The sequence below is a fragment of the Labrenzia sp. THAF35 genome, from assembly GCF_009363595.1.
Classification (GTDB): domain Bacteria; phylum Pseudomonadota; class Alphaproteobacteria; order Rhizobiales; family Stappiaceae; genus Roseibium; species Roseibium algicola.
This window is the reverse complement of sequence record NZ_CP045380.1, coordinates 4,604,116-4,628,822: the sequence shown is the minus strand read 5'-3', so window position 1 is coordinate 4,628,822 and position 24,707 is coordinate 4,604,116. Positions and strand designations below refer to the sequence as shown.

General features: G+C 57.0%; 25 protein-coding genes, 1 tRNA gene and 1 riboswitch. Of the genes, 10 read left to right on the top strand and 16 right to left on the bottom strand.

Going from position 1 to position 24,707, the window contains the following annotated elements:
• Nucleotides 1-6: 6 nt before the first annotated feature.
• From FIU93_RS21255 to FIU93_RS21240, 4 genes are all read right to left on the bottom strand, one after another.
• Nucleotides 7-1,176, bottom strand: a complete 1,170-nt coding sequence (locus FIU93_RS21255) for a Gfo/Idh/MocA family oxidoreductase (RefSeq protein WP_152506680.1) — start codon at nt 1,174-1,176, stop codon at nt 7-9.
• Nucleotides 1,173-1,919: a copper homeostasis protein CutC gene (locus FIU93_RS21250; protein ID WP_152506679.1), complete on the bottom strand. Its 747-nt coding sequence runs from the start codon at nt 1,917-1,919 to the stop codon at nt 1,173-1,175. Before FIU93_RS21250 ends, FIU93_RS21255 begins: the two co-directional genes overlap by 4 nt.
• Nucleotides 1,916-2,827, bottom strand: a complete 912-nt coding sequence (locus FIU93_RS21245; protein WP_152506678.1) for an ROK family protein — start codon at nt 2,825-2,827, stop codon at nt 1,916-1,918. Before FIU93_RS21245 ends, FIU93_RS21250 begins: the two co-directional genes overlap by 4 nt.
• Nucleotides 2,828-3,081: 254 nt before the next feature.
• Nucleotides 3,082-3,963 (bottom strand): N-acetylmuramic acid 6-phosphate etherase, encoded by an 882-nt coding sequence (locus FIU93_RS21240; protein WP_152506677.1) that lies wholly within the window; start codon nt 3,961-3,963, stop codon nt 3,082-3,084.
• 205 nt (nt 3,964-4,168) lie between these two features.
• On the opposite strand from FIU93_RS21240, the gene FIU93_RS21235 reads away from it, so the two are divergent.
• Genes FIU93_RS21235 through nagA form a run of 3 tightly spaced genes read left to right on the top strand, consistent with a single transcriptional unit; the run spans nt 4,169 to nt 7,127 of the window.
• On the top strand, nt 4,169-4,930 hold the full coding sequence (locus FIU93_RS21235) for a GntR family transcriptional regulator (RefSeq protein WP_022998780.1): 762 nt from the start codon (nt 4,169-4,171) through the stop codon (nt 4,928-4,930).
• A 5-nt stretch (nt 4,931-4,935) separates the two neighbouring features.
• On the top strand, nt 4,936-5,976 hold the full coding sequence (locus FIU93_RS21230) for an SIS domain-containing protein (protein WP_022998779.1): 1,041 nt from the start codon (nt 4,936-4,938) through the stop codon (nt 5,974-5,976).
• Entirely contained in the window at nt 5,973-7,127 is a 1,155-nt protein-coding gene (gene nagA / locus FIU93_RS21225; protein ID WP_152506676.1) for an N-acetylglucosamine-6-phosphate deacetylase, read from the top strand. Before FIU93_RS21230 ends, nagA begins: the two co-directional genes overlap by 4 nt.
• A gap of 69 nt (nt 7,128-7,196) precedes the next feature.
• Here nagA and FIU93_RS21220 read toward each other — a convergent pair whose 3' ends face one another.
• Together FIU93_RS21220 and FIU93_RS21215 are read right to left on the bottom strand one after the other, a co-directional pair.
• Nucleotides 7,197-8,105, bottom strand: a complete 909-nt coding sequence (locus FIU93_RS21220; protein ID WP_075283013.1) for a cupin-like domain-containing protein — start codon at nt 8,103-8,105, stop codon at nt 7,197-7,199.
• Nucleotides 8,106-8,470: 365 nt separating this feature from the next.
• Nucleotides 8,471-8,546 (bottom strand) — tRNA-Asn (locus FIU93_RS21215).
• A 334-nt stretch (nt 8,547-8,880) separates the two neighbouring features.
• Nucleotides 8,881-9,099: riboswitch (cobalamin riboswitch) on the top strand.
• Between the two features lie 32 nt (nt 9,100-9,131).
• Here FIU93_RS21215 and cobU point away from each other — a divergent pair.
• From cobU to FIU93_RS21185, 6 genes are read left to right on the top strand one after another with little or no spacing between them, the layout of a single operon-like run.
• Entirely contained in the window at nt 9,132-9,683 is a 552-nt protein-coding gene (cobU, locus tag FIU93_RS21210; protein ID WP_152506675.1) for a bifunctional adenosylcobinamide kinase/adenosylcobinamide-phosphate guanylyltransferase, read from the top strand.
• Entirely contained in the window at nt 9,680-10,813 is a 1,134-nt protein-coding gene (cobW, locus tag FIU93_RS21205; protein ID WP_152506674.1) for a cobalamin biosynthesis protein CobW, read from the top strand. The genes cobU and cobW overlap by 4 nt, the downstream gene beginning before the upstream one ends.
• Nucleotides 10,814-10,847: 34 nt before the next feature.
• Nucleotides 10,848-14,606 (top strand): cobaltochelatase subunit CobN, encoded by a 3,759-nt coding sequence (cobN, locus tag FIU93_RS21200; protein WP_152506673.1) that lies wholly within the window; start codon nt 10,848-10,850, stop codon nt 14,604-14,606.
• Entirely contained in the window at nt 14,603-15,241 is a 639-nt protein-coding gene (gene cobO, locus FIU93_RS21195) for a cob(I)yrinic acid a,c-diamide adenosyltransferase (protein ID WP_022998764.1), read from the top strand. Before cobN ends, cobO begins: the two co-directional genes overlap by 4 nt.
• 50 nt (nt 15,242-15,291) lie before the next feature.
• The gene (locus tag FIU93_RS21190) at nt 15,292-15,591 is read left to right on the top strand and encodes a YrhK family protein (RefSeq protein ID WP_152506672.1); all 300 of its coding nucleotides are present in this window, start codon (nt 15,292-15,294) and stop codon (nt 15,589-15,591) included.
• 6 nt (nt 15,592-15,597) lie between these two features.
• A complete protein-coding gene (locus tag FIU93_RS21185) occupies nt 15,598-17,088 on the top strand; it encodes a cobyric acid synthase (RefSeq protein WP_152506671.1) in 1,491 nt (496 codons plus the stop codon).
• A 1-nt stretch (nt 17,089) separates the two neighbouring features.
• Here FIU93_RS21185 and cbiB read toward each other — a convergent pair whose 3' ends face one another.
• Entirely contained in the window at nt 17,090-18,067 is a 978-nt protein-coding gene (gene cbiB, locus FIU93_RS21180; RefSeq protein WP_152506670.1) for an adenosylcobinamide-phosphate synthase CbiB, read from the bottom strand.
• A gap of 9 nt (nt 18,068-18,076) precedes the next feature.
• Nucleotides 18,077-19,078: a threonine-phosphate decarboxylase CobD gene (cobD, locus tag FIU93_RS21175; protein ID WP_152506669.1), complete on the bottom strand. Its 1,002-nt coding sequence runs from the start codon at nt 19,076-19,078 to the stop codon at nt 18,077-18,079.
• Nucleotides 19,079-19,403: 325 nt separating this feature from the next.
• Here cobD and FIU93_RS21170 point away from each other — a divergent pair, with 325 nt between their 5' ends.
• On the top strand, nt 19,404-19,646 hold the full coding sequence (locus FIU93_RS21170; RefSeq protein ID WP_152506668.1) for a hypothetical protein: 243 nt from the start codon (nt 19,404-19,406) through the stop codon (nt 19,644-19,646).
• Nucleotides 19,647-19,678: 32 nt separating this feature from the next.
• On the opposite strand, the gene FIU93_RS21165 is transcribed toward FIU93_RS21170, so the two are convergent.
• From FIU93_RS21165 to FIU93_RS21135, 8 genes are all read right to left on the bottom strand, one after another.
• Nucleotides 19,679-20,809: a carboxylate-amine ligase gene (locus FIU93_RS21165; protein WP_152506667.1), complete on the bottom strand. Its 1,131-nt coding sequence runs from the start codon at nt 20,807-20,809 to the stop codon at nt 19,679-19,681.
• 98 nt (nt 20,810-20,907) lie between these two features.
• Nucleotides 20,908-21,273, bottom strand: coding sequence for a hypothetical protein (locus FIU93_RS21160; protein WP_075283005.1), 366 nt, complete (start codon nt 21,271-21,273; stop codon nt 20,908-20,910).
• A gap of 276 nt (nt 21,274-21,549) precedes the next feature.
• Nucleotides 21,550-22,464 (bottom strand): tyrosine-type recombinase/integrase, encoded by a 915-nt coding sequence (locus tag FIU93_RS21155; RefSeq protein WP_173017374.1) that lies wholly within the window; start codon nt 22,462-22,464, stop codon nt 21,550-21,552.
• A gap of 255 nt (nt 22,465-22,719) precedes the next feature.
• On the bottom strand, nt 22,720-22,896 hold the full coding sequence (locus tag FIU93_RS31470; RefSeq protein ID WP_173017373.1) for a hypothetical protein: 177 nt from the start codon (nt 22,894-22,896) through the stop codon (nt 22,720-22,722).
• A gap of 10 nt (nt 22,897-22,906) precedes the next feature.
• Entirely contained in the window at nt 22,907-23,104 is a 198-nt protein-coding gene (locus FIU93_RS21150; protein ID WP_152506665.1) for a hypothetical protein, read from the bottom strand.
• Between the two features lie 277 nt (nt 23,105-23,381).
• The gene (locus tag FIU93_RS21145) at nt 23,382-23,657 is read right to left on the bottom strand and encodes a hypothetical protein (protein ID WP_152506664.1); all 276 of its coding nucleotides are present in this window, start codon (nt 23,655-23,657) and stop codon (nt 23,382-23,384) included.
• Between the two features lie 4 nt (nt 23,658-23,661).
• Nucleotides 23,662-23,970, bottom strand: a complete 309-nt coding sequence (locus FIU93_RS21140; RefSeq protein ID WP_152506663.1) for a hypothetical protein — start codon at nt 23,968-23,970, stop codon at nt 23,662-23,664.
• 4 nt (nt 23,971-23,974) lie between these two features.
• The gene (locus FIU93_RS21135) at nt 23,975-24,694 is read right to left on the bottom strand and encodes a hypothetical protein (RefSeq protein WP_152506662.1); all 720 of its coding nucleotides are present in this window, start codon (nt 24,692-24,694) and stop codon (nt 23,975-23,977) included.
• Between the last annotated feature and the right edge of the window lie 13 nt (nt 24,695-24,707).

The following is a 24,707-nucleotide window of genomic DNA, read 5'->3' as shown; positions in this document are numbered from 1 at the left end:
TGCCCCCTATGCCACGCCGTAGCTGTCGAATTGCTGCCAGGTTTCGGCAAGGTCGATGACGCTGCGCGTCCGGCGCGCTTCATCCAGCTTGATCGCCGTCAGACCGGCCTCAAGCGCATCCAGAACACTGACCGGCAGATGTCCGCCGTTACGGAAGTAATGGTCGAGGTCACGCGCCATGGCTTCATCGGCGCCATAGTGGCCGTGCCGGCTGGCATCGACGACCTGCGGCTTGTCGATCAGGCAGGCGGATGTCAGGGCGTCATGCACCCGGTAGTAATTCCGAATGAAGTCTCCTTCCGCCATGCCCTTGGTCCCCATGACGGCAAAGCGCCGGAATTCGTCCGGTACATACATGTTGGTGTGAAAGCAGAGGTTCGCGCCGTCCTCGTATTCGATCAGCGCTGTCTGGTAGTCGATGATGTCGCCATCACTGTCGAAGTCGGCGTTGCCACCACCCCAGCGTGGTGTGAACGGATCGACCCTGCCTTCGATTTTCGGTGTCGGAAAGGTATGGTCCTGATCCGGCCGGTTCTCCGGAACAAAACTCTTGCGTCCGCCGAAGCTGGAAACGAAACTCGGCCGACAACCTGTCACACCTTGGTAGAGATCCAGATCGTGGCAGCACTTCTCCAGCATGAAGCCGCCGGAATTCCGGTCATAGCGGCGCCAGTCGCGCATGAAGAAGGACCCGTGGTAGGGGCCGATATGCTCGGACGCCTCGATCGAGACCACTTTGCCGATCTGGCCGGACTTGAGGCTTTTCTGAAGTTCGGTATAGAGCGGCGAATATCGCAGCACCAGTCCGACAAGGACACGTTTCGATCCACCGTGTTCCTTCATCAGGGACAGGAGTTCGAAGGTTTCCTCTTCGCTGACGACAACCGGCTTTTCACAGAAGATGTAGCGTACATCGGATTTGAGCGCGGTTCGCAGATGATCGAGGTGCATGAAATTGGGGGACCCGATCATCAGGAGGTCTAGCTTTTCCTTTCGGATCATCCTGTCGAGATCAGTGTAGGCGGTCAGGCTGTGGCCGCATTTGGCCTCGACATGCTTGAGGCCGGCGGGTGTCGGGTCGACGTAAGCGCAGGGATCAAGATCTCCTGAAACCTCCTGCAGGCAGTTGCTGACATTGGCAATTCTCGCGCCCAGTCCGACATAGCCGGTCTTCATGCTGCGGCCTCCGTAAATTGGTCCATGGCACGGCGAAGTGCCTGGACGACGTTTCCATCGGTGTCCTTGATGCCTGCCTCGGAAACGAAGCCGAGGCGCGTTTCCAGGTCCTGCGGCTCCGGCAAGGGCTTCACGGAAGAACAGGACGCATGCAGTTCCTGCACGCCGGATCGTTTGAGAATTTGGGAAGCATTGGCGGCGGTGACACCTGATCCTGCCATAATGGAAATCCGCCCTGCAGCGACATTGACCGCCTGCTGAAGCAGTGAAAGGCCGTGTTCTGCTTTGCTGGCCTGTCCAGAGGTCAGCACGCGTTCGAAACCGAGCGTGATCGCGTCTTCAATCGCTTTTTCGTAGTCGCGTGCGGTGTCGATGGCCCGGTGCAAAGTTGCCGGCAGTCTGGTGCCGTTGATGGATGCGGCCAGAAAGTCTCGATCGAGATTGTGCTGGCTGTCGACTGCCCCGATCACGATTCCCGCAAGACCTGCTTTTTCAGCCGCGTGGATGTCGCGCAGCATCAAGGCCTTTTCCAGGTCCGAGTACTCAAAACTACCGCATCGGGGGCGGATCATCGCGTAGACGGGAACCGGTAGTCTGGCCGCGGCCACCATGAACCCCTGGGAAGGGGTCAGGCCGCCTTCGGACAGAGCTGCGCATAATTCAATTCGGTCAGCGCCGTTTTCGGCTGCCGTCCAGGCGCCTTCGAGGGTGTCTACACATACCTCGAGGGGGATCCTGGTCACCGGGCCGCCTCCTTGATGAGCGTACGGGCCACGATGCCGGCACCATGCAGGCCGCCATTGGCGGCAAATTCGCCCTTGATGACGAGTGGCTCGCGATAGTCGGCAAGAACAAGGTCACGTGTCTTTCGATCGATCACGTCGAGAAGAACAAGATCGTTCGAAAGGCCACCACTCACCGGTATGACATCCGGACCAAGTGTGTTGACGAAAGCGGAAAGCGCACGCGAAAGCAGAGTGGTGAAGGCGTCGAGCGTTTGTGTGGCTGCTGCATCACCGGCATGCCAGGCGGCAGTAATATCCTTGCTTGCCAGATCCAGCCCATGCAGTGACCGGTGGATCTTCTCCATGCCACGGGCCGAGCAGACCGCGTCGATGCATCCTGTCTGGCCGCAGCCGCAGGGATAGTGCTCAATACCTTTCAACTGGCCGCCAGCTGTCGGGTCCATGATGGGGCCGTGACCCCATTCACCCGCGATGCCGCCATAACCGGTAACAAGCGTGCCATTGACGACAAGCCCGCCACCGACACCAGACCCGAGAATAATACCGAAAACGACCGGCTTACCCCGTCCGGTGCCATCGACGGCTTCGGCAAGTGCAAAAGCATTGGCGTCATTTGTAATGGCGACGGGACGTTTGAGGGCGGTTTCCAGATCCGATTGCACGGGTCGTTTATGCAGGCAGGGGATGTTGGCCACATCCGCGATGCCGCTGCGGGTATCAAAGGCGCCTGCAAGTGAAATCGAGATAGGAGATCCATCCGGCCCGGAGCAGTCGGCAATCGCATCTACAAACGCCTGCCAGTCAGATCCGGGTGTCGCTACCCGGCCTTTTTCCGCAACGGTTCCATCCGCTTGGAGCTCTCCATGTCGGATGAAGGAGCCGCCAATATCAAAACAGGTGGTCATCGCCTGTTCAAACGCCTCTGGGTTATATTTGTTAACGTCCAGTTATAATACCAATATGCAACCAATCGCATTGGTAGTAAACCAAAAAAAGAAATTGGCATCATTTTTTAAAGGAATTGGGCGGCTGACACCTGTCAAAAACAACGGCTACATCGCGCAAGCTCAATAGTGCCGTGAGAAGGCTCAACCTGCTGTTTGTGGGCGAGATTATGTTCGAAAGTGTGCCCAGTGTCTGTTGGAAGCGCGGGCACGTGTCAAAGGAAAGGACGCAAGTTTCCGCTGTGTTCGTTGAGCGACATTTCGGCGCTTTCCGCGTCGAGGCCTTCTCGAATCATGAGAACCGCAACCTTCACTCTGCCTTGGGCCTGCTGGAGCTTTTCCGCTGCAGTTTCTGCTGTACAGCCCGTCAGATCCTGAAGGATGCGATAAGCGCGCTGGCGCAGTTTTTCATTATCCGCAACCAGATTGACCATGTGACCACGAACTGCGTGTCCAAGCCTCAGTGCCACCAATGTAGAGATCATGTTGAGTGCAGCTTTTTGGGCGCTTGCCGCCCCGAGACGTGTAGAGCCTGCGATGATTTCAGGAGGTGTTTTCAGGAAGATCGGAAAATCTGCCTGACGGAGGAGGGGAGTGTCTGGATTGTTTGCCAATGCAACGGTTTTTGTGCGTGCCGACTGTGCACCTCTGAACGTGCCAAGAGTATAAGGAGTTGATCCACTTGCAGAAACTGCAATCAGGATATCTCCTTCTCCAAGGCCTGATTTTTGAAAGTCAGCGAAGCCGGCTTCCTCGTCGTCCTCATATGTGCCGGCAAGGTGAAGCAGGTTTGCAGCCCCCCCGGCATAGAGCATGCGCATGCGCTCAACGGGAAAGCCGAACGTTCCCGGCAATTCCAGGCAATCCGCCAGGGCTGTCAGTCCGGCACTGCCGGCACCGGCATAACCGATTTTTCCGCCTGAAACAGTGACTGTCTGAAGTGCTTCGGCGGCTTTTGCGATCTCCGGAATGGCCGTTTCGGTGGCATTCAGCGCATCTTTCTGCCGTTGCAGCAGCAGCGACAGGACGTCTTCATCAGACTTTTTGGACAGGCCAATGGAAATCGGATCGCGGTCTTCGGTCGTCGGCAAATTCATGGTTCAGGAACTCGGAGGCACACCAAGTTTCGTATCGCGGAATTAAGTCTCTCAAGGCAATCACGCTTCGGGAACGTTTCCGTTGGGTGCTCCATCGGTGGTGATGCAGGTTCGGAAATTGTTTTAACACTTGATTTTCGGTTTCGATAGAGTTTAAATTGGTATCTGAAAGGTATTATTTTCATCTCCTAAGGCGCCCCTTTTCATGACTGACTTCATTTCCTTGCTGGAAAATGGTGACTGGTTGGCGAATTCCAGCGGTCCCCGATACCTGCAGCTGCGGCGGCGCATTCAGCAGGCTATTGACGACGGCGTGCTGAAGGAGAATGAGCCGCTTCCGTCTGAACGCGAGATTGCCTCCATTACGGATCTGTCCCGTGTGACGGTGCGCAAGGCAGTTGCCGGGCTTGTTGAGGATCAGGTCGTTGTCCAGAAGCGCGGCAGCGGATCCTTCGTTGCGCCCAAGGTGCACAAGGTTGAACAGCGCCTTTCCAGCCTGACGTCCTTTTCCGAGGATATGGCACGCCGTGGTCTTTCCGCCAGCAGCGAGTGGCTGCGCCGCGGACTGTTTCCAGCTTCGCCTGAAGAAATGTTCACGCTCGGTCTCACGTCAGGACAGCGCGTTGCCCGCGTCGACAGGCTTCGCAAGGCAGACGGCACCCCGATGGCAATCGAGCGGGCCTCCCTTTCCGAGAGCGTCCTGCCTCATCCGGAGCGGGTCACCACGTCTCTTTATGCCATCCTGCGCACGGCCGGCTTGCAGCCTGTTCGCGCTATCCAGCGCATTTCAGCCCGCAATCTTGAGCCTATCGATGCCGATATTCTGGGTGTGCCGGCCGGGTCTGCCGGGTTGAAAATAGAACGTGTGTCCTATCTTGCGTCCGGAAATGTCGTCGAATTCACCCGTTCCGTTTACCGCGGCGATGCATATGACTTCATCGCCGAACTTCAGATTTCGGAAGACTAATCCTGATGATTGAAGCAAGTACCATGGCCACGCCGACGCACATGCGCCGGGAAATCGAAGAAATCCCGGACGCTGCGCGCCGTCTGTTGGCCGATGGACACCCGTTGATCCGCGACATTGCAAAGAAGGCAGGCGCGCCGGTGTTCCTGGCAAGCGTCGCTCGCGGTTCTTCTGACCACGCTGCGACGTTTCTCAAATATGCCTCGGAGATCTACCTTGGTCTTGCCATGGCCTCTCTCGGCCCATCCGTTTCCTCGGTTTACGGTGGCAAGGTCAAGCTGGGTCAGGCTCTTGTGATTGCAATTTCCCAGTCCGGCGCCAGCCCGGACAGTCTCTCGGTTGTGGAAAGTGCAACCGAGCAGGGGGCTTTCACGGTAGGGTTTACCAACACGTCGGGAAGTGAACTGGCAAAGCTTTCCAGCGCCGCGATCGATATTTGCGCAGGTCCTGAGCGCAGCGTCGCCGCGACCAAGACCTTCGTCAATTCCGTCTTGGCGGGCTTGCTGCTTTTGGCGGAAATCGGAGCTGACAAGGAACTGCTCGATGCGTTGGCTGCCTTGCCGGAGCATTTTGAAAAAGCAATCGACAAGGACTGGCGCGCGCTTGCCAAGCCGATCGAGCAGCGGGGTTCGCTTTATGTCATTGGACGCGGACCTGGTCTGGCAATCGCAAATGAAGCTGCGCTGAAATTCAAGGAAACCTGCCAGATCCATGCGGAGGCTTATTCGTCCGCCGAGGTAATGCACGGTCCTGTCTCGATCGTCGAAAACGGATACCCGATCCTGGCACTTGGCGTGCGCGATGCAGCCGAAGAGGGGCTAGCCCAGGCTGCGGATCGCATGGTGGACCAGGGTGGAAGTGTTTTTGCAACGACCGACAAGGTGGAGCGGGCAGAAAAGCTGGCGTTCCAGGCAACCGGGCATCCATTGACCGACGCCTTGGTGCAGATTGTTTCTTTCTACGCCTTCATCGAATGGTTTGCACGGCAGCGCGGGTTCAATCCGGACGTTCCCAAGCACCTGAAGAAAGTCACCCAGACCGTATGACCTCCACAACCGCCTATCTCTGCAGCCGGGTTTTCGATGGTGAGAAAATCCATGCGAATGCTGCCCTGCTTGTCGAAGATGGCAAGGTGGCTGGCCTTCTTTCGGCCGATCAGGTGCCCGTTGGCGTAGAGACTGTCGATCTTGGTGACGGCATTCTCGCGCCGGGATTGATCGATCTGCAGGTCAATGGCGGCGGCGGCTTGATGCTGGGGGATGCGGAAACAGTCGACGATATCGAACGTATTTGCGCCGCCCATGTCAGCCTCGGTACAACAGCCCTGACACCGACTTTGATCACGGACACGCCCGAGGTGACGCGAAAAGTCGTTGATCTGGGAATTGCCGCCTGGTCGCGGGGTGTGAAGGGGTTTCACGGTCTGCATCTCGAAGGGCCGCATCTGTTCGCGGGGCGCAAGGGGGCGCATGACCCGAATCTGATCCGGCCTTTGAACCGCGAAGATATGGCGCTTTACCAGCGCGCGGCGCGGGAATTGCCAAGCCTCATCATGACTGTTGCACCGGAAACGGTGCCGCCAGAACAGATGCGGGAATTGGCTGACGCGGGAATTCACATCAGTCTTGGCCACAGCGGAGCAACATACCGGCAGTGCAAGACAGCGGCTGAAGCGGGTGCTTCGATGGTCACCCATCTTTTTAACGCCATGAGCCCGTTGCAACACCGCGAGCCCGGCCTTGTGGGCGCCGCGCTCGATCTGGGCGCGCTCAACGTGGGCATCATTGCTGATGGTGTCCATGTCGACCCGGTCGCGATGCGGGTTGCGCTCAAGTCAAAGACTGGCCCGGGCAGGATCTTTATCGTTACCGACGCCATGTCCCAGACCGGCACCCATGTTACGTCCTTCTTTCTCGGAGGTCGGGAAATCTTTCGCCGCGATGGCACATTGACCCTCGAAGACGGCACGCTTGCCGGCGCCGATATAGATTTGCCGGCGTCCTTGAAGTTTCTCACCGGCACACTCGAGCTTCCGGTTGAAGCTGCTCTTGCAATGGCGACCAGTGATCCTGCGGACATTCTCGGGCGCCCGCTCGGTCGTTTCGAAGAAGGCTATCCGGCTGACTTCGTACAGCTTGGCAATGCCTATGAGGTCGAGGGCGTATGGATTGCGGGAGAGCAATTCTCAAATACGTAGCCCGGCATATACGCTGGTAGTCTACATACCGCGCCGAACTTGTGGGATTGGTGGCTGCGCGTTCGCCGGTTAGGTCTTGTCGACCTTTTTCAGCGTTGAGCGAACGTTTGGAAGTGTCAGCAGCGTATTCGGTATTTGCAGCAATTCCTTGAAGAAGCGGCTGACCAATGCTCCGCGGCTTGGCGTATAGGGCGATGAAATGAACGATTTCAGACCCCAGCCAATACCGCCAACATTTGGAAGGGCGCGGATAGCGGTTTCGTAACAGCGCCGAACCAGCGCGGAATCACTGTTCTTGAATGAATGCAGCAGGCCGCACCGCTCCATGTCACGCTTGAATTCCTTTGAGATGACCGAAGTTTCGCGTTTCGTGAAAGTCCAATTGATGTTGATGTTCTCGTCTTCCTTGGCAACCACCCGGTGGTACCAATGTGGCGGCAGATAGAGAAGATCGCCTTCCTCCAGATCGAATTTGTAGAACCGCTTGTTCCTCAGCAATCGCTCTTCGTCTTTCAGTAGAGAGAAGTTGGTGAACGGGTAGCACGGTAGCGGTGTTTCGGGCGAAACCAGTACCCATTCCTTACGGCCCTTCACCTGAACTGTGATGACATTCTCGGCGTTGGTATCGTAGTGGAACTCTGTCCGGTTGTTCCTGCTGTTGATCCAGAACCTCCAGGCAACGGAATCTTGCATTATCCGATCGGACGCGAGGATCTCCTTCAGGAAATCCGGCATCTCGATATCTTGTTCGAGTACGGGGGAGCGGCTGACGAAAAAGACACCTCTGTCGCGGACCTTTGGCAGTGTATGGAGTTCTGCTCGTAATCGGCCGGATTGCCACCTTTCCCGCGCGGGCCAGTTTTTCGCTAGTCCCTTTATCAGCAGGGGCTGTTCCTTGTCGCAGTAGGCTTCAAGAAATTCGGCATAACCTGGTGCTGCGGTTACGGTGGCAATGGTGTGTGTGTTGTCGCCGCTCATAAAAGGTACCACGCATTTGAAGATTTGCGGGTTCAGGGGTGCTGGATTTAGCTGCGATTTTCCATGATGCTCCCTTTGGAGAAATCACGATAGGAGCAACCTGGAGCTTTATCAAGAAGCGCTATTCAAAGACGCAGAGCCACTGGAGGCGCGATCTTCGTTAAAAACGTAGCCAGGAAATGTTGTTTAGGAAGATGATACGGAACGTTACTGCTGCGAAAGACGCGTTCGCATCAAATGGCTGTCGATTTTTGAGGCGGTGCAGATTGTTGCAAGATCAAACGTGAATAAGATCAATCCGGACACTGAACAGTGTTCCAGTCTTCAGAAACGCAGCATTCGGGAGGATTAGGAAGAGGTGGTGATGGCTCCCCAGGCCGGACTCGAACCAGCGACCCAGCGATTAACAGTCGCTTGCTCTACCAACTGAGCTACTGGGGATCACCACGCTCGGGGCCAGCGCGTTGCCGCCCCGTCGATGGAGATGCGTATATCAAAGGCTTGATCCGTTTGCCAAGCCCCCGAGGGCGTTTTTTTCATCAAGCCGTCATTTTTTTGATCTCGGTGTGGAAAACTCGATATATTTCAGATGGCTAGGCGTTCTGTCGAGCTTGGAAAACCCTACGTTTCGCGACGATTGGAACACCCCGGGCAGGCTAAATCCGCTGTGCCTTTTTCTGACTTTGTCGCAAGAAGGCGTCCTTGTTGACTGCCTGGCCGATTTTCAAGGTTAGTCGTCAGCGACTTTCTGCTGCTTGTGTCGGCCTCAAGATACGTTTAGGAAGAAACCGACGGTTCCGGAAAAGGCCTTGCCTGATCCGGATGAAACGGGAATCCGGTGCGGTCTTTTTCAAGTCCAGATCCGGAGCTGCCCCCGCAACTGTGAGCGGTGAGTGGCTGTACGAAAACCACTGGCGTCCTGATGGGGCCGGGAAGGGGTACAGACCGCGCTGAGCCGCAAGCCAGGAGACCGGCCGTCACATTGTCAACCCTATGGCGCTGTCGGGCGGACGGCTGGGAGAAGGAATGACGCATTCAAACGGCGAGAGGACGACGCTGGTCCTCGGCGGCGCCCGCTCCGGAAAAAGCCGGTTCGCGGAAAAGCTTGTCCATGAAACCGGTCTGCAAAAAATCTATATCGCGACTGGTGCTGCCCACGACGATGAAATGGCCAGCCGGATCGCCGCTCATAAAGATCAACGCGGCCCGTCCTGGCTCACCGTGGAAGAACAGCTCGAACTTGCAGCGGTGCTTGAAAACGAATGCAGGCAAGACCGGGTGGTTCTTGTTGACTGCCTGACCCTGTGGCTGTCGAACCTGCTGTTTGCAGACAAGGACATCCCCGCCGAAACGGCACGACTTTGCGCGGTTCTGAAGGAACTTCAGGGGCCGTGCGTTTTCGTTTCCAACGAAGTTGGTATGGGGATCGTGCCGGAGAACCGTCTGTCGAGGTCGTTCCGCGATGTGCAGGGACGACTGAACCAGGATATGGCGCATAGGTGCCAACAGGTCGTCTTCGTTGCTGCGGGCCTGCCGATACTTTTGAAACCCACATCACAACCGGATATCAAATTATGACCACTTCATCCCTGCAGCCGGGCGCAAAAATTCCGGCAACGATCGTCACTGGGTTTCTCGGAGCAGGCAAGACCACGCTGATCCGCAATTTGCTTACCAACGCCAATGGCAAACGCATTGCCCTTATTGTCAATGAGTTTGGGGACATGGGCTTCGACGGTTCCCTGGTGAATGGATGCGCTGATCCCGATTGCGCCGCGGAAGAGGTGGTTGAGCTTACCAATGGCTGCATATGTTGCACCGTTGCCGACGATTTCCTGCCAACCATGGAAATGCTGCTCGCGCGGGACAATCCGCCGGAGCATATTGTTATCGAAACCTCTGGCCTGGCTTTGCCGCAGCCGCTCGTTCGGGCCTTCTCCTGGCCGAGCGTCAAGCCGAAGGTAACGGTAGATGGTGTTGTCACGGTGCTGGATGCTGCTGCACTCGCCGAAGGCCGGATCGCACTTGATGAAGATGCACTTGCCGCGCAGCGTGCCGCCGACGAGGCGCTTGATCATGACAGTCCTGTTGAAGAACTCTTCCACGACCAATTGCGTTGCGCAGACCTCGTCGTTCTGAACAAGGCTGATCTCGTCTCCGAAGACGCTTTGAAGCATGTGCATGAGAAGATCGCCGCCGATGTTCGTCCGGCGGTTCACGTGGTGACATCCGAAAAAGGCACGCTTCCGATTGAAGTTCTGCTCGGCAGAGGCTCTGCTGCCGAGGACGATATGGCTGATCGGCACGAGCATCATCACCATCATGATGACCACGACCACGACCACGACCATGACCATGACCACGATGATGATGATCATGATCATCACCATGACGACCATCATCACGATCATCACCATCACGATGATTTTGAAAGTCACGTGCTGGCAGTCTCGTCTTTCGCCAGCCTGAAAGATGCAGAGGCAAAGGTTCTGGAAGCCATGGCGCAAAAAGGCGTCCTGCGCATCAAGGGGGCCGTAAAAATCGAGGGCAAGGCAGCACCTGCAATGGTTCAAGCTGTCGGACCGCGTGTCGAAACCTGGTTCGCCGCCGGCGCCGAGAGCAGTGGCAGACTGGTCGTGATCGGTTTGAAGGGCCTCGACCTGACTGCGGTTCGCGGCCTGCTGGGTGAATTGACGGCTGCTGCCTGACACGCTGGATAGAAGCTGGAAATAAAGACCAAGCATGCACATTCTCGCCAGCCAGACGCGCCGGATCGATGACGGTGGGGACGCGGTCGACCTCGGCCAGTCTCCAGCCGACATTCTGTTCCTGTCCGCTGCAGACACCGAACTGGGAAGCTTTGCCGCTGCGCAATCACGGCTTGGAACAGGCCGGGCAGGCCTGCGGCTCGCCAATCTCATGGCCTTGTCGCATCCCTATTCGGTGGATCTTTATGCCGAACAGACCGTCCGTGGGTCTCGGCTGATCGTTCTGCGAATTCTGGGTGGAGTGGAGTACTGGCGCTACGGCCTGGAAAGGTTTGAAGAAGAAGTCCGCGCGAATGGCATCGATCTGATTGTCATTCCGGGCGACGACAAGTGGGACGAAGAACTGACGTCTCGCTCCACCCGATCACCAGCTGAAGTGCATCGCTTCTGGCGATATTGTGTGGAAGGCGGCGCGGAGAATTACGCCAATGCCTTGAGATATGCAGCGCACCTGATCGGAAAGGGAGAAGAGCCCGCGCATCCGGTGCCTCTTCCTCGCGCGGGTATCTATCTTGCTGGCAAGGCCGCCCCGGATATAGCGCAACTGAAGGCCTCCTGGCGGGATCCTGAAAGACCTGTTGCAGCGATCACTTTCTACCGCGCTCTGGTGCAAGGTGCCCAAACCGCACCACTGGATGCGTTGATCGCTGCTCTCGACAAAGCCGGCGTAAATGCACTGCCGATCTATGTTTCCAGCCTGAAGGAAGCGGAATCCGTCGCCGTTCTGGAAAGCCTTTTCGATGAGGCACCGCCTGATGTCGTGTTGAACGGTACTGCCTTCGCCGTCTCGAAGGCCGGAGCAGCCCATCAGCCGACACCGCTCGATCGACCCGGCAAACCCGTGTTGCAGGTCGTCTTTTCGTCTTCGTCCAAAGAGGGCTGGGAAGACAGCGATCAGGGCTTGTCGATACGTGACCTCGCCATGCATGTCGTTTTGCCGGAGATTGACGGCCGGATCTTGACCCGTGCTGTCTCCTTCAAGGAAGAAGGGGTCTTCGATGAGGCCACCCAGTCGACGCCGGTTACCTTTACGCCTGTTCCGGATCGGATCATGTTTACCGCGGCGCTTGCGGCCGCCTGGGGGAAACTCGGCCGGAAACCGGCCGCAGCCAAGAAGTCGGCCCTTATCCTGGCAAACTATCCGAACCGGGACGGGCGTCTTGCCAACGGCGTAGGGCTCGACACGCCTGCGTCATGCGTTCATTTGCTCAAGGTCATGGCCGCCGCGGGCTATGACGCCGGCAAGGTTCCAGCAAGCTCCGCCGATCTGATGGAAATCCTGACTTCGGGCGTAACCAATGCCCTGGAGGGCCGATCAGCCAAGGAAGAATATCAGGCCTTGTCGCTTCAGGACTACGAGCGCTCCTTCGACCAGTTGCCCGACGTTGTTCGGTCAGCAGTTGTTGATCGTTGGGGAGCACCGTCGGACGATCCTCATGTAACGGATGGCCATTTCCGCCTGGCCCTGCACCGGTTCGGCAATCAGGTGGTCGGTATTCAGCCGGCGCGTGGCTACAACATCGATCCGAAGGAAACCTACCACGATCCGGCATTGGTGCCGCCGCACCACTATTTTGCCTTCTACATCTGGCTGCGGGAACAATTCGCCGTCGATGCCGTCATTCACCTCGGCAAACACGGCAATCTGGAATGGCTGCCCGGCAAGGCACTGGCCCTGGCTGAAAGCTGTTTTCCGGAAGCCGTTCTGGGGCCAATTCCGAACATCTACCCGTTCATCGTCAATGATCCAGGCGAGGGGGCGCAGGCCAAGCGACGGACTTCGGCCGTCATCGTCGATCACCTGACACCGCCTTTGGCCCGGGCGGAGAGCCATGGCGTCGCCGAAGAGCTGGAGACGCTGCTTGATGAGTATTATCTGGCGAGCGGCGTTGACCCGCGCCGCCTTAAGGCATTGACGCGGGACATCCTGGACACCGCTGCGCGGCATGGTCTGGACAAGGATATCGGTATTACCGAGACCATGGACGAGGAAACCCGCCTTGCGCGCCTCGACGCTCACTTGTGCGACCTGAAGGAACTGCAGATCAGGGACGGGCTGCATATTCTTGGCGAAAGTCCCGAAGGCGATCTTCTGATGGATCTGCTGGTTGCGTTGGCAAGGGTACCGCGAGGCAACAGGCCGGAACAGCGGAGCCTGCAAAGGGCTATCGCTTCGGACCTCGGTTTTGATGGATTTGATCCACTGGATTGCGATTTTTCTGCCCCCTGGCAGCAGGGTCGACCGGAGCTCCTTGCAATTGTTCTGGAGGCTCCCTGGAGATCGCAAGGCGATACGGTTGAACGTATCGAGCTTCTTGCCCGCGAAATCGTTGCGGGTAATCGCGGAGTGCCTGAGGCGTGGCAATCGACCCTTGCTGTTCTGGATGATCTAAACCAGGTTCTGCGACCGGCTGTAACCGGCTCCGGACACGCTGAAACAAGCGCAGTGCTGACGGCATTGGAAGGTGGGTTCGTTGCCCCCGGGCCGTCCGGCGCGCCTTCGCGTGGGCGTCCGGATGTGCTGCCCACTGGCCGGAACTTCTACTCCGTCGATGTACGTGCAGTGCCGACCGAAACCGCATGGCGGCTCGGCTGGCAATCCGCATCTCTCATTGCAGAACGGTACTTCCAGGAAGAAGGCGAATGGCCGAAATCGCTGGTCCTGACATGTTGGGGCACTGCCAACATGCGAACCGGAGGTGACGACATTGCCCAGGCGCTGGCGCTTATTGGGGCTCGTCCGGTGTGGGAGCAGGGTTCGGGCCGTGTCACCGGGTTCGAAATTCTGAAGCTTTCAGAACTTGGACGACCGCGTGTCGACGTTACCTTGCGGGTTTCCGGGTTTTTCCGCGATGCCTTCCCGCATCAAATGGATCTTTTTGACAGCGCCGCCCGTGCGGTCGGTGCGCTTGAAGAACCGGACGAAGCCAATCCGATTGCCGCACGAATGCGATCGGAAAGTGCACGGCTTCAGGCTGAAGGGCTGGACAAGAACGAAGCCGAACGCAGGGCCGGGTTCCGTGTCTTTGGCTCAAAACCGGGTGCCTATGGTGCTGGTCTGCAGGCGCTGATCGACGAGAAGCTTTGGGAGGAACGTTCGGATTTTGCCGATGCCTTTCTGACATGGGGTGGTTACGCCTACGGTGGCGGTGCGGAAGGCTCCGTCGCCAGGCACGATCTCGAAACGAGGCTGAAAACCGTGGACGCAGTCCTGCACAATCAGGACAACCGCGAACACGATCTTTTGGACAGTGACGACTATTATCAGTTCGAGGGCGGACTGGCAGCGACTGTCGAAGCACTGAAAGGCGAAGCACCGACGGTCTACCACAACGACCATTCGCGGCCTGAGCGTCCGGTGGTCCGCACCCTTTCGGAAGAGATCGGCCGCGTGGTGCGCGCTCGTGCGGCAAATCCGAAGTGGATCGCAGGTGTCATGCGGCATGGCTACAAGGGCGCGTTCGAGATGGTTGCGACGCTCGACTATCTGTTCGCATTTGCCGCAACCACCCGGGCCGTGGGAGATCACCATTTTGACCAGCTGTATGATGCCTACGTGGATAACCAACAGGTTCTGGATTTCCTCAAGGACGCCAACCCGGCGGGTCTCAACGAAATGCTGGACCGCTTTCATGAAGCAATTGAACGCGGCCTCTGGACGCCGCGGCGCAATTCGACCCATGCTGCGCTGAATGATTTGAAAACAAGACTGGAAGGGACGGACGCATCGTGACCGCCGACAAGGACAAGCCGGAACTGACCGAAGAAGAACTCAATGCCCGCCATGCCGAGAAGATGCGCAAGAAAAAGGCCGCACGTGACAAGATCATGGCGACCAAGACCATCGAAAAGGGCTTGCTGATCGTCCACACGGGCAAGGGCAAAGGCAAGTCGACAGCCGGTTTCGGAATGGTGTTCCGTTCTCTCGGTCACGGCCACAAGGTTGGCGTGGTGCAGTTCGTAAAGGGACGGATCGAAACCGGTGAGCGCATGGCTCTGGAACGGTTCTCTGACCTCGTCACGATCAAACGGATGGGTGAGGGGTTCACGTGGGAAACACAGGACCGGCAACGGGATATCGATGCCGCGAACGAAGCCTGGCAAGCCGCCAAGGACATGATCACATCCGGTGAATATCGTCTGATCCTGTGTGACGAGCTCAACATCGTTCTGCGCTACGATTATCTGGACATTGCCGAAGTGGTCGATTTTCTGAAGAACGAAAAACCGGACGATGTGCATGTCGTCATCACGGGGCGCAATGCCAAGGACGAGCTGATCGACATTGCAGATCTTGTCACTGACATGACCCAGATAAAACATCCCTTCCGATCTGGTGTGAAACCACAGGAAGGCATCGAGTTTTAGACCCGGGCACTTGGATCACGAAACCCAGAGGTAATCAAAGGGGATCGAGGATGAGCAAGCTATTCGATCACAGTCTTCGCACGGCCTCGCAGGTGCATGTGGAAACGGTCCGGAAATACGAACTTTACCGAACCGTTGTCGAATTTCTGGCTGCATTGACGTTTCTTGTCGGCAGCGTCTTCTTTTTCTACGACAGCCTGATGTATGCAGGAACATGGTTGTTCGTGATCGGGTCCGTTCTCTTTGCCGTTCGGCCAACAGTTCGCTTGATGCTGGAATTGCGGCTCGCCAATCTTCCGGTACCAAGCGAAATTCGGCCATATGGCGCAGCACCATTCGGCAAAGATTGACGTTGCATGGTTGAGACAAAAGCGGCCGGCAAGGTGCCGGCAATCATGGTCCAGGGCACAGGCTCGAATGTTGGCAAAAGCCTGATCGTCGCCGGTCTGTGTCGTCTCTTTGCCAACCGCGGCCTGAACGTTCGCCCCTTCAAGCCGCAGAACATGTCGAACAACGCTGCCGTTACAGCCGACGGCGGCGAAATCGGCAGGGCCCAGGCGCTTCAGGCCATGGGCTGCCGTGTTCCGTTGAGTGTTCACATGAACCCCGTACTGTTGAAGCCCGAAACCGACACCGGTGCTCAGGTAATCGTACAGGGCAAGCGACATGGCACGATGCGGGCGCGCGAATATGGAAAGCAGAAAGCTGAATTATTACCGAAGGTTCTGGAGAGTTTTTCGATAAACGCCTCAGGTGTTGATCTGGTGATTGTCGAGGGGGCAGGAAGCCCTGCGGAAATCAATCTCCGCACTGGAGACATCGCCAACATGGGATTTGCCGAGGCGGCGGATCTGCCGGTGATCCTGTGTGCGGATATTGATCGCGGCGGGGTTATTGCATCAGTCGTCGGAACTTGTGCTGTGCTGGAAGAAAACGAACGGCAGCGCATCAAGGGCTTCTTCATCAACCGGTTCAGGGGAGACCCGAGCCTGTTCGACGAAGGCTTGCGAGAAATCGAGCAGCGCACCGGTTGGCAAGGTCTCGGTGTTGTCCCGTGGTTTGCGGATGCTGCGAAACTCCCGGCAGAAGATGCGCTCGGTCTGGCGGACGGATTTGGTGACGGGGGGCTCAAGATCGTTGTTCCCGTGATCTCGCGGATCGCGAACTTCGACGACCTGGATCCGCTCCGGCTTGAACCGGGTGTAACGCTTGAGCTTGTTCAACCCGGCACCCCGTTGCCGGGAAACGCCGATGTCGTGCTGTTACCCGGGTCGAAGTCCACGGTTGGTGACCTTGCCTTTTTCCGCAGACAGGGTTGGGACATAGATCTCAAGGCACACCACCGGCGGGGCGGGCACATCCTGGGCGTCTGCGGTGGATATCAGATGCTAGGTAAGGTCATCTCGGATCCGGACGGTATCGAGGGATCCCCCGGAACGGTCGAAGGCCTGGGCTATCTGGATGTCGAGACCATCCTGACGGCAGATAAATCGACCGTTGCCGCACGCGCGACCCATGTTGCCAGCGGAGCCCCTGTCTCCGGCTACGAAATTCATGTCGGCCGAACGTCCGGGCCAGACTGTACCAATCCCATGATGCGCCTTGATGATGGTCGGTCCGATGGTGCGGTCTCAGCGGATGGCCGAGTGTACGGAACCTACATTCACGGCCTGTTCACCGCCGATGCGTTCCGGACGGCATACCTGAATGCTTTCGGCGTGCGCTCAGACATCAGTTATGACAGGGACATAGACCGGATTCTGGATGATCTTGCAGGGCATCTGGACAGCGTCCTCGACGTGGAGGCCATCCTGAAGATCGCACGCGGTGCCGATGAAAACGCCTGACCTAGAAGGCCAGCAATAGCGCCAGAATTGCGATCAGCAACGCCTCGAGTGCGTAGCAGCCAATGAGGATCCTCAAGGCGCGCGAAATATCCTCCGCCCTCGCATCCTTTCGTCCACTCGCATTCAGATACCGGTCATTGACGGTGTACCCCGGATAGATCCGAGGTCCTGCAAGAGCCAAGTTCAATGCGCCTGCCATGGCCGCCTCCGGCCAACCGGCATTTGGCGAGCGGTGCTTGCGGGCGTCGTCCAGAATACAGGCAATGCTCTTGCGGACCGAGCCCCGGGACAAGGGCGCACACAGGGCGATAAACAGTCCCGCCAGGCGCGAGGCGGGCAGATTGACCAGATCGTCGAAACGGGCCGCGGCCCAGCCGAAGTCGGCATAAACCTCGTTCTTGTGGCCAATCATGCTGTCGGCTGTATTCACCGCCTTGTAGACGATCAATCCGGGCAGGCCGAGCACGGCGAACCAGAAGACCGGCGCCACGATTCCGTCGGAATAATTCTCGGCGCAGGATTCGATGGCCGCCCGCGAGACACCGGCTTCGTCCAGCCGGTTCGGGTCACGTCCGACAATCAAGGAAACCGCCCTGCGGCCACCTTCCAACCCGTCCTTCAACAGGCCATCCCGCACGGCTGCCACGTGACGGTAAAGACTGTTTTGGGCGATAAATATCGCAGCTACGACAGCTTCAAGCACCCTGCCATATGGCAACCACTTCGCAACTGCCTCAATCACGACGCCGGCAAGTCCGGCGCTGACAAGCAGCGCCAGGAGTGTCAGCACGCCGCCGAGCTTGCGTGTCGCCGGCGCGAATTCCGTTTTGTTGAAATGCCGGTCGAACAGGCCGATCAACTTGCCGATCCAAACAACCGGATGCGGCAGACGTTGCCACATCCAGTCGGGATCACCGATCAGGGCGTCCAGCAACAGCGCGGCGAGAAGCAGCCAGAGAGCGTGGTCGTAAAGCAGCATCCCGGTCCGTCAGACCTCTTTTAGCGCTTCTGCAAGAGCGTCTGTCAGACGTTTGAGATTTTCAGGTCCACCTGGAAGGCCAAAGCGGATCCAGGTTGGTGCGTAGTCGAAGATCCGCGTCCAGATCCTTCTGCGGGCAAGGGCCTCATGCAGGCCTTTTGGATTGCGCAGACCGGCAAGCGCATAGAGAGGGGTGCCGCCGAAGACACTGAGGCCTGCCTCGGAAAGTGCGACTGTCAGGTCCACCATGTCTTCGATCAACTGCCTGGTTGTCCGATCTTGCCAGGTGCTGTCACGCAGTGCCCTGGCCCCGATTTCCAGTGCCGGTCCGCTGAGGCTCCAGCTGTCCAGCAGGCCGGACATTCTGGAAATGGCGGTTTTTTCGCCTGCAAGAAATCCGATCCGCAGTCCCGCAAGACCGAAGAACTTTCCGAAGGACCGCAAAACGACAACGTTTTCGGTTCCGATGTGCGGCAGCAAGGTCGCGCCCGGTACGACATCGGCAAAGGCTTCGTCCACCACCAGATAACCGCCGCGTGCGCTCAGTGTCCGCGCGATTTCGATCAGGCTTTTGACATCTATCAGACGTCCGTCCGGATTGTTCGGATTGACCAGAACCACGATCTTTGCATCAGCGGGCAGGGAGTAGACGCTGGATACTTCGATAGGTGCTCGGCTTTCCCGCGTCCAGGCATCCCTGTGGCTGGTATAGGTGGGTGAGGCGAGAACGACCGGTCCTTCAGGAAGGATGGTCGGTAGAAGCGACAGCAGGACCTGTGTTCCAGGCGCTGCACAGACCGCGAGATTGTCGGGAATGCGATAAGCTTGGCGAGCAGCTGCAATCAGGTGTTCTTCGGCCCCGCGTGCCGGCAGGCTGGTCCAGGTGGACAGCGGCAGGTCGTCAGGCACGGGATAGCTGTATGGATTTATCCCGGTTGATAAATCCAGCCAGTCGTCATGCGTTCCGCCAAAGCGCTCAATCGCAAGGGTCAAATCCCCGCCGTGTTCCATGAAAATGCCTCTTGCAGTTGGCAGGTCGGCCGATCTGCCTTTCGTTACTCATCTAGCCGGTAGGGAGACAAAAAGTACAGACGGTTCCCGACATGCGTTGCCGCAAGAACGTCCTGCGCTTTGGTTCGTCCTGTCCCAAAGGCTGTTATGCGCATGTTGCCTGCCTTTTCAAACATTTATCAGGGTTCGGTACTACACTTCTATTATTAGGGTGCAAGGGAGGCGGGTACGGCGCAAGGCGACGCAACTTTGGGCGCATTGACAGATCCGTCAAAGTGCAGAAAAAAGAACAAAAGAAGAACAATGTGCACCGAAGGACGCCCTGATGGCAAAGATCAGCCACCATTCACCATTGCAGGACGTGGAACGCGACGCCCTGCTGGCTCAGCTTGCGCTGGCGCGGCAGGCCTTGATCAAGGCGCAGCGCGGCATGCGCCCCAGATCCGGACTGTCACGCTCTGCCACTGCGGTGATAGAAGAAATCGACGAGTTTGCCTTTGTGCTGACCGGTTCGACCGAGTTTTTTCACACAGACGCTCACGGAACGCCGCCAAGACAACCAGGTTGATCGTGGCGAGAACCGACCCAAGATTGGATTGATCAAAGCCCTCGTTGGGTCTCGGAAATCAACAGGTCGACAATCCTGTCGAGAGTGTCCTGGGGCAGGTGACCGTCTTCAGGAATATCACCAGCCAGTTCCAGCTGGCGTTCTGCGGAGGTGCCCCTGGCGGCGATCTCCCTCAAATGGTTCACGTCGGACACGCAGTCAAAATGAACTGCGTCCGGAAGAATGAGTTCAATCAGTTCCTCGATCATGTCCGGAAAGGCTGCCGTTTCGTTGCGGCCGAAATCGATCAGTTGTGCATTTGTGCCGTGTCGTTGTGCCTGCCAGCGGTTTTCCGCCAGGAGAAACCGTGAATATTGCCGCCAACCCTGATTGGCGCGGCGCAAGCGGTAAAGCATGCGGCACAGGCATCTGAAAGTCGCCGCTATGGCGACGGCATCGTCAAGCAACGGGCAGACATCGGTAATGCGCATTTCCAGTGTCGGAAACCGGTCGGAGGGGCGCAGGTCCCACCAGATCTTGGTGGCATCTTCGATGACACCGGCGCGAACGAGGATGTCGACCGTGTGCCGATAGTCGAAGTAACTGTCGAATCCAGGTGGCAGGCCGGTCCGCGGCATTTCGTTGAAAACCGATAAGCGATAGGACTTCAGGCCGGTGTTCCGACCACGCCAGAACGGGGATGAAGTGCTGAGTGCGAGCAGGTGCGGCAGGAAATAGGCCAGCTGATTGAACAGCTCGATGCGCAGTTCTTCGTCTTCGATACCGACATGAACATGCATTCCGCAGATCACCATGCGCTTGACCACGAGCTGCATGGTCCTGGCGATCTCGTTGTAACGTTCCTTGTCTGTGTGCGGCTGGTCTGTCCAGTCGGCGAACGGGTGGGTTGAAGACGCAATCGGCGCCAGGTCGAACACTGCCGCCTCGCGCGCAATGGTCTTGCGGAAATAACCGAGTTCCGTGCGGACTTCCTGCAGACTGGAGCAAACCGGTGTTCCAACCTCGATCTGACATTTCAGAAATTCAGGACTGACTCGTCCTTCGAGGGCGCTTTCGCAGGCCTTGAACAGTTCCGGTGGCGGCGAACTCGCCAACATGCGGGTCGATCTGTCGACAAGGAGATATTCTTCCTCGACGCCAATGCTGAAACTCGGTTCCTTCATGCCAGGCAGCTTCCGTGCTGTTACAGCGGTCGGTCAAGGCAGGATAAATGCGGATGGAGCACCTGAGATACGATCGACACCCGCATCCTTGCCAAAAACTACCAGATGTTACCCGCGCCAGGCGTATAGGCAGCACCCATCACCGTGTTCGCCTTGACGATGTCGCACTCAAGAATGCCGGAAAACCTGACGATGGGTGTGCTTGTCTCGGTCATGCTGGCAGAAACCTTGAATTTGCTGCCGGCCGAGATCTCGACAGTGTCCATGCCCTGGATGAGCACGCTTTTAGGCGCACTGATGATGACATCCTGGTTCTGTAGCGAAATCACGCTTTCCAGATCAGCTATTCGGTTTTCCAGGTCATTGATGCGCTGGCGCAAGGCTTCCACAAGAGCCGCGGTATTGTCGCTGGCGGATACCGCTTGCGGTGTCTTGCGCGGCCGGGGCGGTTCAACGCGTTTCATGGTTGATGTCGTGATCACTCGCGCCGGTTTGCCTGGCGCTGGCGGACTTCCACCTGGTGTTTTCATTGCACATCCCCTTTTTCAAGGCTTCTGGACAGAAGTTAACATGACGTAGGGAAAGATGTAGCATCGGCTTCGTTCAAGACAACGAACGCCTGAAAACATGCAATGATCTGAAAAAGTGTCTGGAGGCCCCGACCGGGCGTGCCAGATTTAATGAAATCAATAACTTAGTAGAAGAGTGGGACAGTTTGCAGGTTATTGAATATCAAGCAGTTAGCTTTTTGATTGTCCCACTTTCTTGGTTCCAAGAAGGCTGTGAACGCCGGTTTCTGCAAGCTTGCGCCGGTTCGCTGCGCGGGTGTAGCGCTGAGCCTGTTTGATATTTACCCATCCAAACATGGAAAGCAGCTGGTTCGCGGTTGCACCGCTCTCAGCGGCGATTACAGCATCGGCTTTTCTGATGCCGTGCGAAGAACAATGTTTTAGGCCGGCCTCGTCGTACCACTTGCGCATCCTGTTTCCGAGGCCCTTGACGCTGAATGGCTTGCCGTGATCGGAAATAAGGAAGGTGAGGTGATCCGAGTCTGCCTCGGCAAGGGCTTCTGCGAGTGGCGGCAATACCGGCATGTCGATCCACACTGGTTCTTTCGCGCCGGTTTCCTTGAAGGTCTTGATCCTGAAGAACTGGACCTTCTCAGTGTCACCGGTTTCATCGTCAACGGTGATATTGCGCCAGTAGAGGTGCTGTTTCCCGAACCTGGCAACATCGGAGATCCGCAGGCCTGTGTAGCGGAAAATCGTGTAGGCGAGCCGTGCCTTGGTTCCCTTGGGGTGTCGATCCTCGAATTGTTCGAGTTCCATATCGGTCCAGGTGTGATGTCCGCCGGCGTTTCCCTTGAACTTCTTCACAGAGGATGCCGGGTTCTCAGTCATAAACTCCTCATCGATCGCCCAGACGAATAAGGCCGACAGTGCCTTGACGCGGTGGTTTGCGGCTTCGACCTTGTCTCGTTTCTGATCCCGTAACAGCGCAATATGTTTGCGTGTCAGGCCGTTGTAGTTCATGTGGCGGAGAGGGGTGCCAGACTTGCTGAGACAGGTTTCGTCGCCGATCGCTGTGAGCACTCGACGCTTCTGCGCCCTGGTGCTATCTGCCATGGGCGCGCGAGACAGGTAGTTCTCGGTCAACCAGCCGAAAGAGCCACGGCGTATTTTGCTGATCTCGGGACCGTCAGCCTGGTCAGAAGCCTTCTTGTAGGGAAGGCCTAGCCGGGCACATGCAAGCTCTTCGTGAAACTCTGCGCTGTCGTATGGTTCATGCAATCGAACCTTCGGCCCTTCAGTCGGCCGGAAATATACCCTGACGTTTCCATGCCGGTCGGTGTCTTTCACTACACCTTTAATCTTCCTGGTCATGGACGCCTCCTTATTCGGCAAATCAAATCAGGAAATTTGGAGTTCGCGAAGTCGATTGGCGATTTCGTGATGTCGCTTCTCGATTTCCAGAATTCCCTGGAGATCACCGGTTGCGCTCAACTCTTTAATCTTGTTGAGGATCTCATTCATTTCCTCAATAAGCTTTTTGACTTCTTCGCCATTTTCGCTCGAATATACGGCCATTTGGTCACTCCTATCCCTTCAGCTTCAATCCTGCTGAAGGTGTTTTCTTTTCACCCAATGCAGCCAAGATTTGGCCGCGTAGCATCTTGTAAGTTTGAGCCGAATACGGCCATGCAGACAAGTCGGGAACGTCATCGTTTGAAATGTTCTCAATGACGAACTGAACGAAGGGGGGGTGAGCAGCTGCTGTGGTCCAGCTGTATGTCATGCTTGGTTCCTTGGCTCTCTATCAACGCCGGTTGTATCTCCAGCCGGTCCCCTGGCATGTAGGGCAGCTACGGTCGGTACCGTCGCAAGAAGGGCATTCAATCCAGTCGTCATTCCCAAGAGCGCTACCCATTACGCCCTGGCATCGCTTTTTACCGATGCGCTGGCCGCATTGCTCATTAATGAATTGCATCGAGCGCCCATAGATCCCGCATTTTGTGCAGACCGCGCATGGCTTCCGATCAGGACTTGCCGGCATCTATGGCTCCCATCTGGTGCTAAACAAAATCGTTGTCAGGACTGCCGGCGGGATCATCGTTCCCAGCTACTAGCGGTGAAGTTGAACCTTCGTCCATGTGGGGAAGTTCGTCAAATGCTGCGTCAAGCTCACGAATATCCCAGACGTGCCGGCCACCAATTGCCCGCGCTGGGGGCATGAGGTTCTTCGAAATCATCTGATTGAAGAGACTGACACCGACACCGACATACCGTGCTGCATCAGCACGGCTAAGGCCGCGCGGTGCGACGGACGGGTGATTTTGCGTTGCTCCCATGTCCTTACCCTCGCATTTGGCTGTAACGGCGGTTAAGCTGAGCGTGTGAAACGTCCCATAAAAGATGGTCCAGGACATACTCGACGCAGCATGCGATGTTGCAGTCTGCCGTCCAATAGTCCCTCTCGACAACAACAGGCGTCCCGGTCAACGGCTCAGGGCCATCAATATTGCCGAGAAGCTCGTATCCAGCTTCGTCATCCGGTTTCAGGGTGTCGAAGCTGTTGGACCTGTAACCGAACTCACAAGTCAGGATCTCACGCGCACGTTTGGCGCGCTTCTTGTAGATCCGCATGTTCTGTGCTGCCGCCATGGAGTTACCGCGCGGGCCGCAACGCGCTGTTGAGAACGCTCGAATAGTGCTGTTGGCAGGCCTTCATGGCTGCGTGCGGCCCTTCGTACGATCTGCGATCATATTCCGGTTCCCATTCCCAACTCTTCGGGCCGTCTTCGAGGCCGGCGTCCCATCCGTCTTCGAAGGCTACCCAATATTCGCCGATGATGGTGCGTGCGACCCAGCACTGATTGTTTTTGCTGCTCGGCTCTTCCCAATCGAGCGCTGGTATCTCGGGCGTCTGAGTTTCAAGATCTCTCAGCCTTGCCAGCAGCATCGTAACCGTGTCGGGATTTGCGGCCGCGATGAAATCAGCGACCGTGCCAAAGTATTCTTTTTGATGAGGAACAACGGCAATTGCCTGACGTCCCGCTCCGTTGCCGTTATCTCCGTAGACCGAGCGAATATACTTCTCTCCGAAGACCGGTTTTTTATCAGCTTTCCATTGATACTGATGCCAGTGGTTGGGCAGTCCTGCGAGAGCGTCTTCAAGCTCGGCAACCCGGATTGGAAGTTCTTTTGCCTTCTCGGCGGTGATTTGGGCAAATAGTTCATGGTGGCGAGGAAGCCTTCGGAACCAAACACGTCTAAGCTGAGCCATGAGCGCATGAAACTGCTTGCGTAATTCGTCGCGATCTTCCGCCGTTTTTGCCTCAGGCCAAAACTCGGAAATCATTTCATCAGACAGATAGTGATCAGGCATGAAAGAACCTTTC

Bases quoted from the DNA above. Each gene is read 5' to 3' on its own strand.
- FIU93_RS21255 (WP_152506680.1), bottom strand. From the start codon at position 1,176: ATGAAGACCGGCTATGTCGGACTGGGCGCGAGAATTGCCAATGTCAGC.
- FIU93_RS21245 (WP_152506678.1), bottom strand. From the start codon at position 2,827: ATGACCACCTGTTTTGATATTGGCGGCTCCTTCATCCGACATGGAGAG.
- FIU93_RS21240 (WP_152506677.1), bottom strand. From the start codon at position 3,963: ATGAATTTGCCGACGACCGAAGACCGCGATCCGATTTCCATTGGCCTG.
- FIU93_RS21235 (WP_022998780.1), top strand. From the start codon at position 4,169: ATGACTGACTTCATTTCCTTGCTGGAAAATGGTGACTGGTTGGCGAAT.
- FIU93_RS21230 (WP_022998779.1), top strand. From the start codon at position 4,936: ATGATTGAAGCAAGTACCATGGCCACGCCGACGCACATGCGCCGGGAA.
- nagA (WP_152506676.1), top strand. From the start codon at position 5,973: ATGACCTCCACAACCGCCTATCTCTGCAGCCGGGTTTTCGATGGTGAG.
- FIU93_RS21220 (WP_075283013.1), bottom strand. From the start codon at position 8,105: ATGAGCGGCGACAACACACACACCATTGCCACCGTAACCGCAGCACCA.
- cobU (WP_152506675.1), top strand. From the start codon at position 9,132: ATGACGCATTCAAACGGCGAGAGGACGACGCTGGTCCTCGGCGGCGCC.
- cobW (WP_152506674.1), top strand. From the start codon at position 9,680: ATGACCACTTCATCCCTGCAGCCGGGCGCAAAAATTCCGGCAACGATC.
- cobN (WP_152506673.1), top strand. From the start codon at position 10,848: ATGCACATTCTCGCCAGCCAGACGCGCCGGATCGATGACGGTGGGGAC.
- FIU93_RS21190 (WP_152506672.1), top strand. From the start codon at position 15,292: ATGAGCAAGCTATTCGATCACAGTCTTCGCACGGCCTCGCAGGTGCAT.
- FIU93_RS21185 (WP_152506671.1), top strand. From the start codon at position 15,598: ATGGTTGAGACAAAAGCGGCCGGCAAGGTGCCGGCAATCATGGTCCAG.
- cbiB (WP_152506670.1), bottom strand. From the start codon at position 18,067: ATGCTGCTTTACGACCACGCTCTCTGGCTGCTTCTCGCCGCGCTGTTG.
- cobD (WP_152506669.1), bottom strand. From the start codon at position 19,078: ATGGAACACGGCGGGGATTTGACCCTTGCGATTGAGCGCTTTGGCGGA.
- FIU93_RS21170 (WP_152506668.1), top strand. From the start codon at position 19,404: ATGGCAAAGATCAGCCACCATTCACCATTGCAGGACGTGGAACGCGAC.
- FIU93_RS21165 (WP_152506667.1), bottom strand. From the start codon at position 20,809: ATGAAGGAACCGAGTTTCAGCATTGGCGTCGAGGAAGAATATCTCCTT.
- FIU93_RS21160 (WP_075283005.1), bottom strand. From the start codon at position 21,273: ATGAAACGCGTTGAACCGCCCCGGCCGCGCAAGACACCGCAAGCGGTA.
- FIU93_RS31470 (WP_173017373.1), bottom strand. From the start codon at position 22,896: ATGGCCGTATATTCGAGCGAAAATGGCGAAGAAGTCAAAAAGCTTATT.
- FIU93_RS21150 (WP_152506665.1), bottom strand. From the start codon at position 23,104: ATGACATACAGCTGGACCACAGCAGCTGCTCACCCCCCCTTCGTTCAG.
- FIU93_RS21145 (WP_152506664.1), bottom strand. From the start codon at position 23,657: ATGGGAGCAACGCAAAATCACCCGTCCGTCGCACCGCGCGGCCTTAGC.
- FIU93_RS21140 (WP_152506663.1), bottom strand. From the start codon at position 23,970: ATGGCGGCAGCACAGAACATGCGGATCTACAAGAAGCGCGCCAAACGT.
- FIU93_RS21135 (WP_152506662.1), bottom strand. From the start codon at position 24,694: ATGCCTGATCACTATCTGTCTGATGAAATGATTTCCGAGTTTTGGCCT.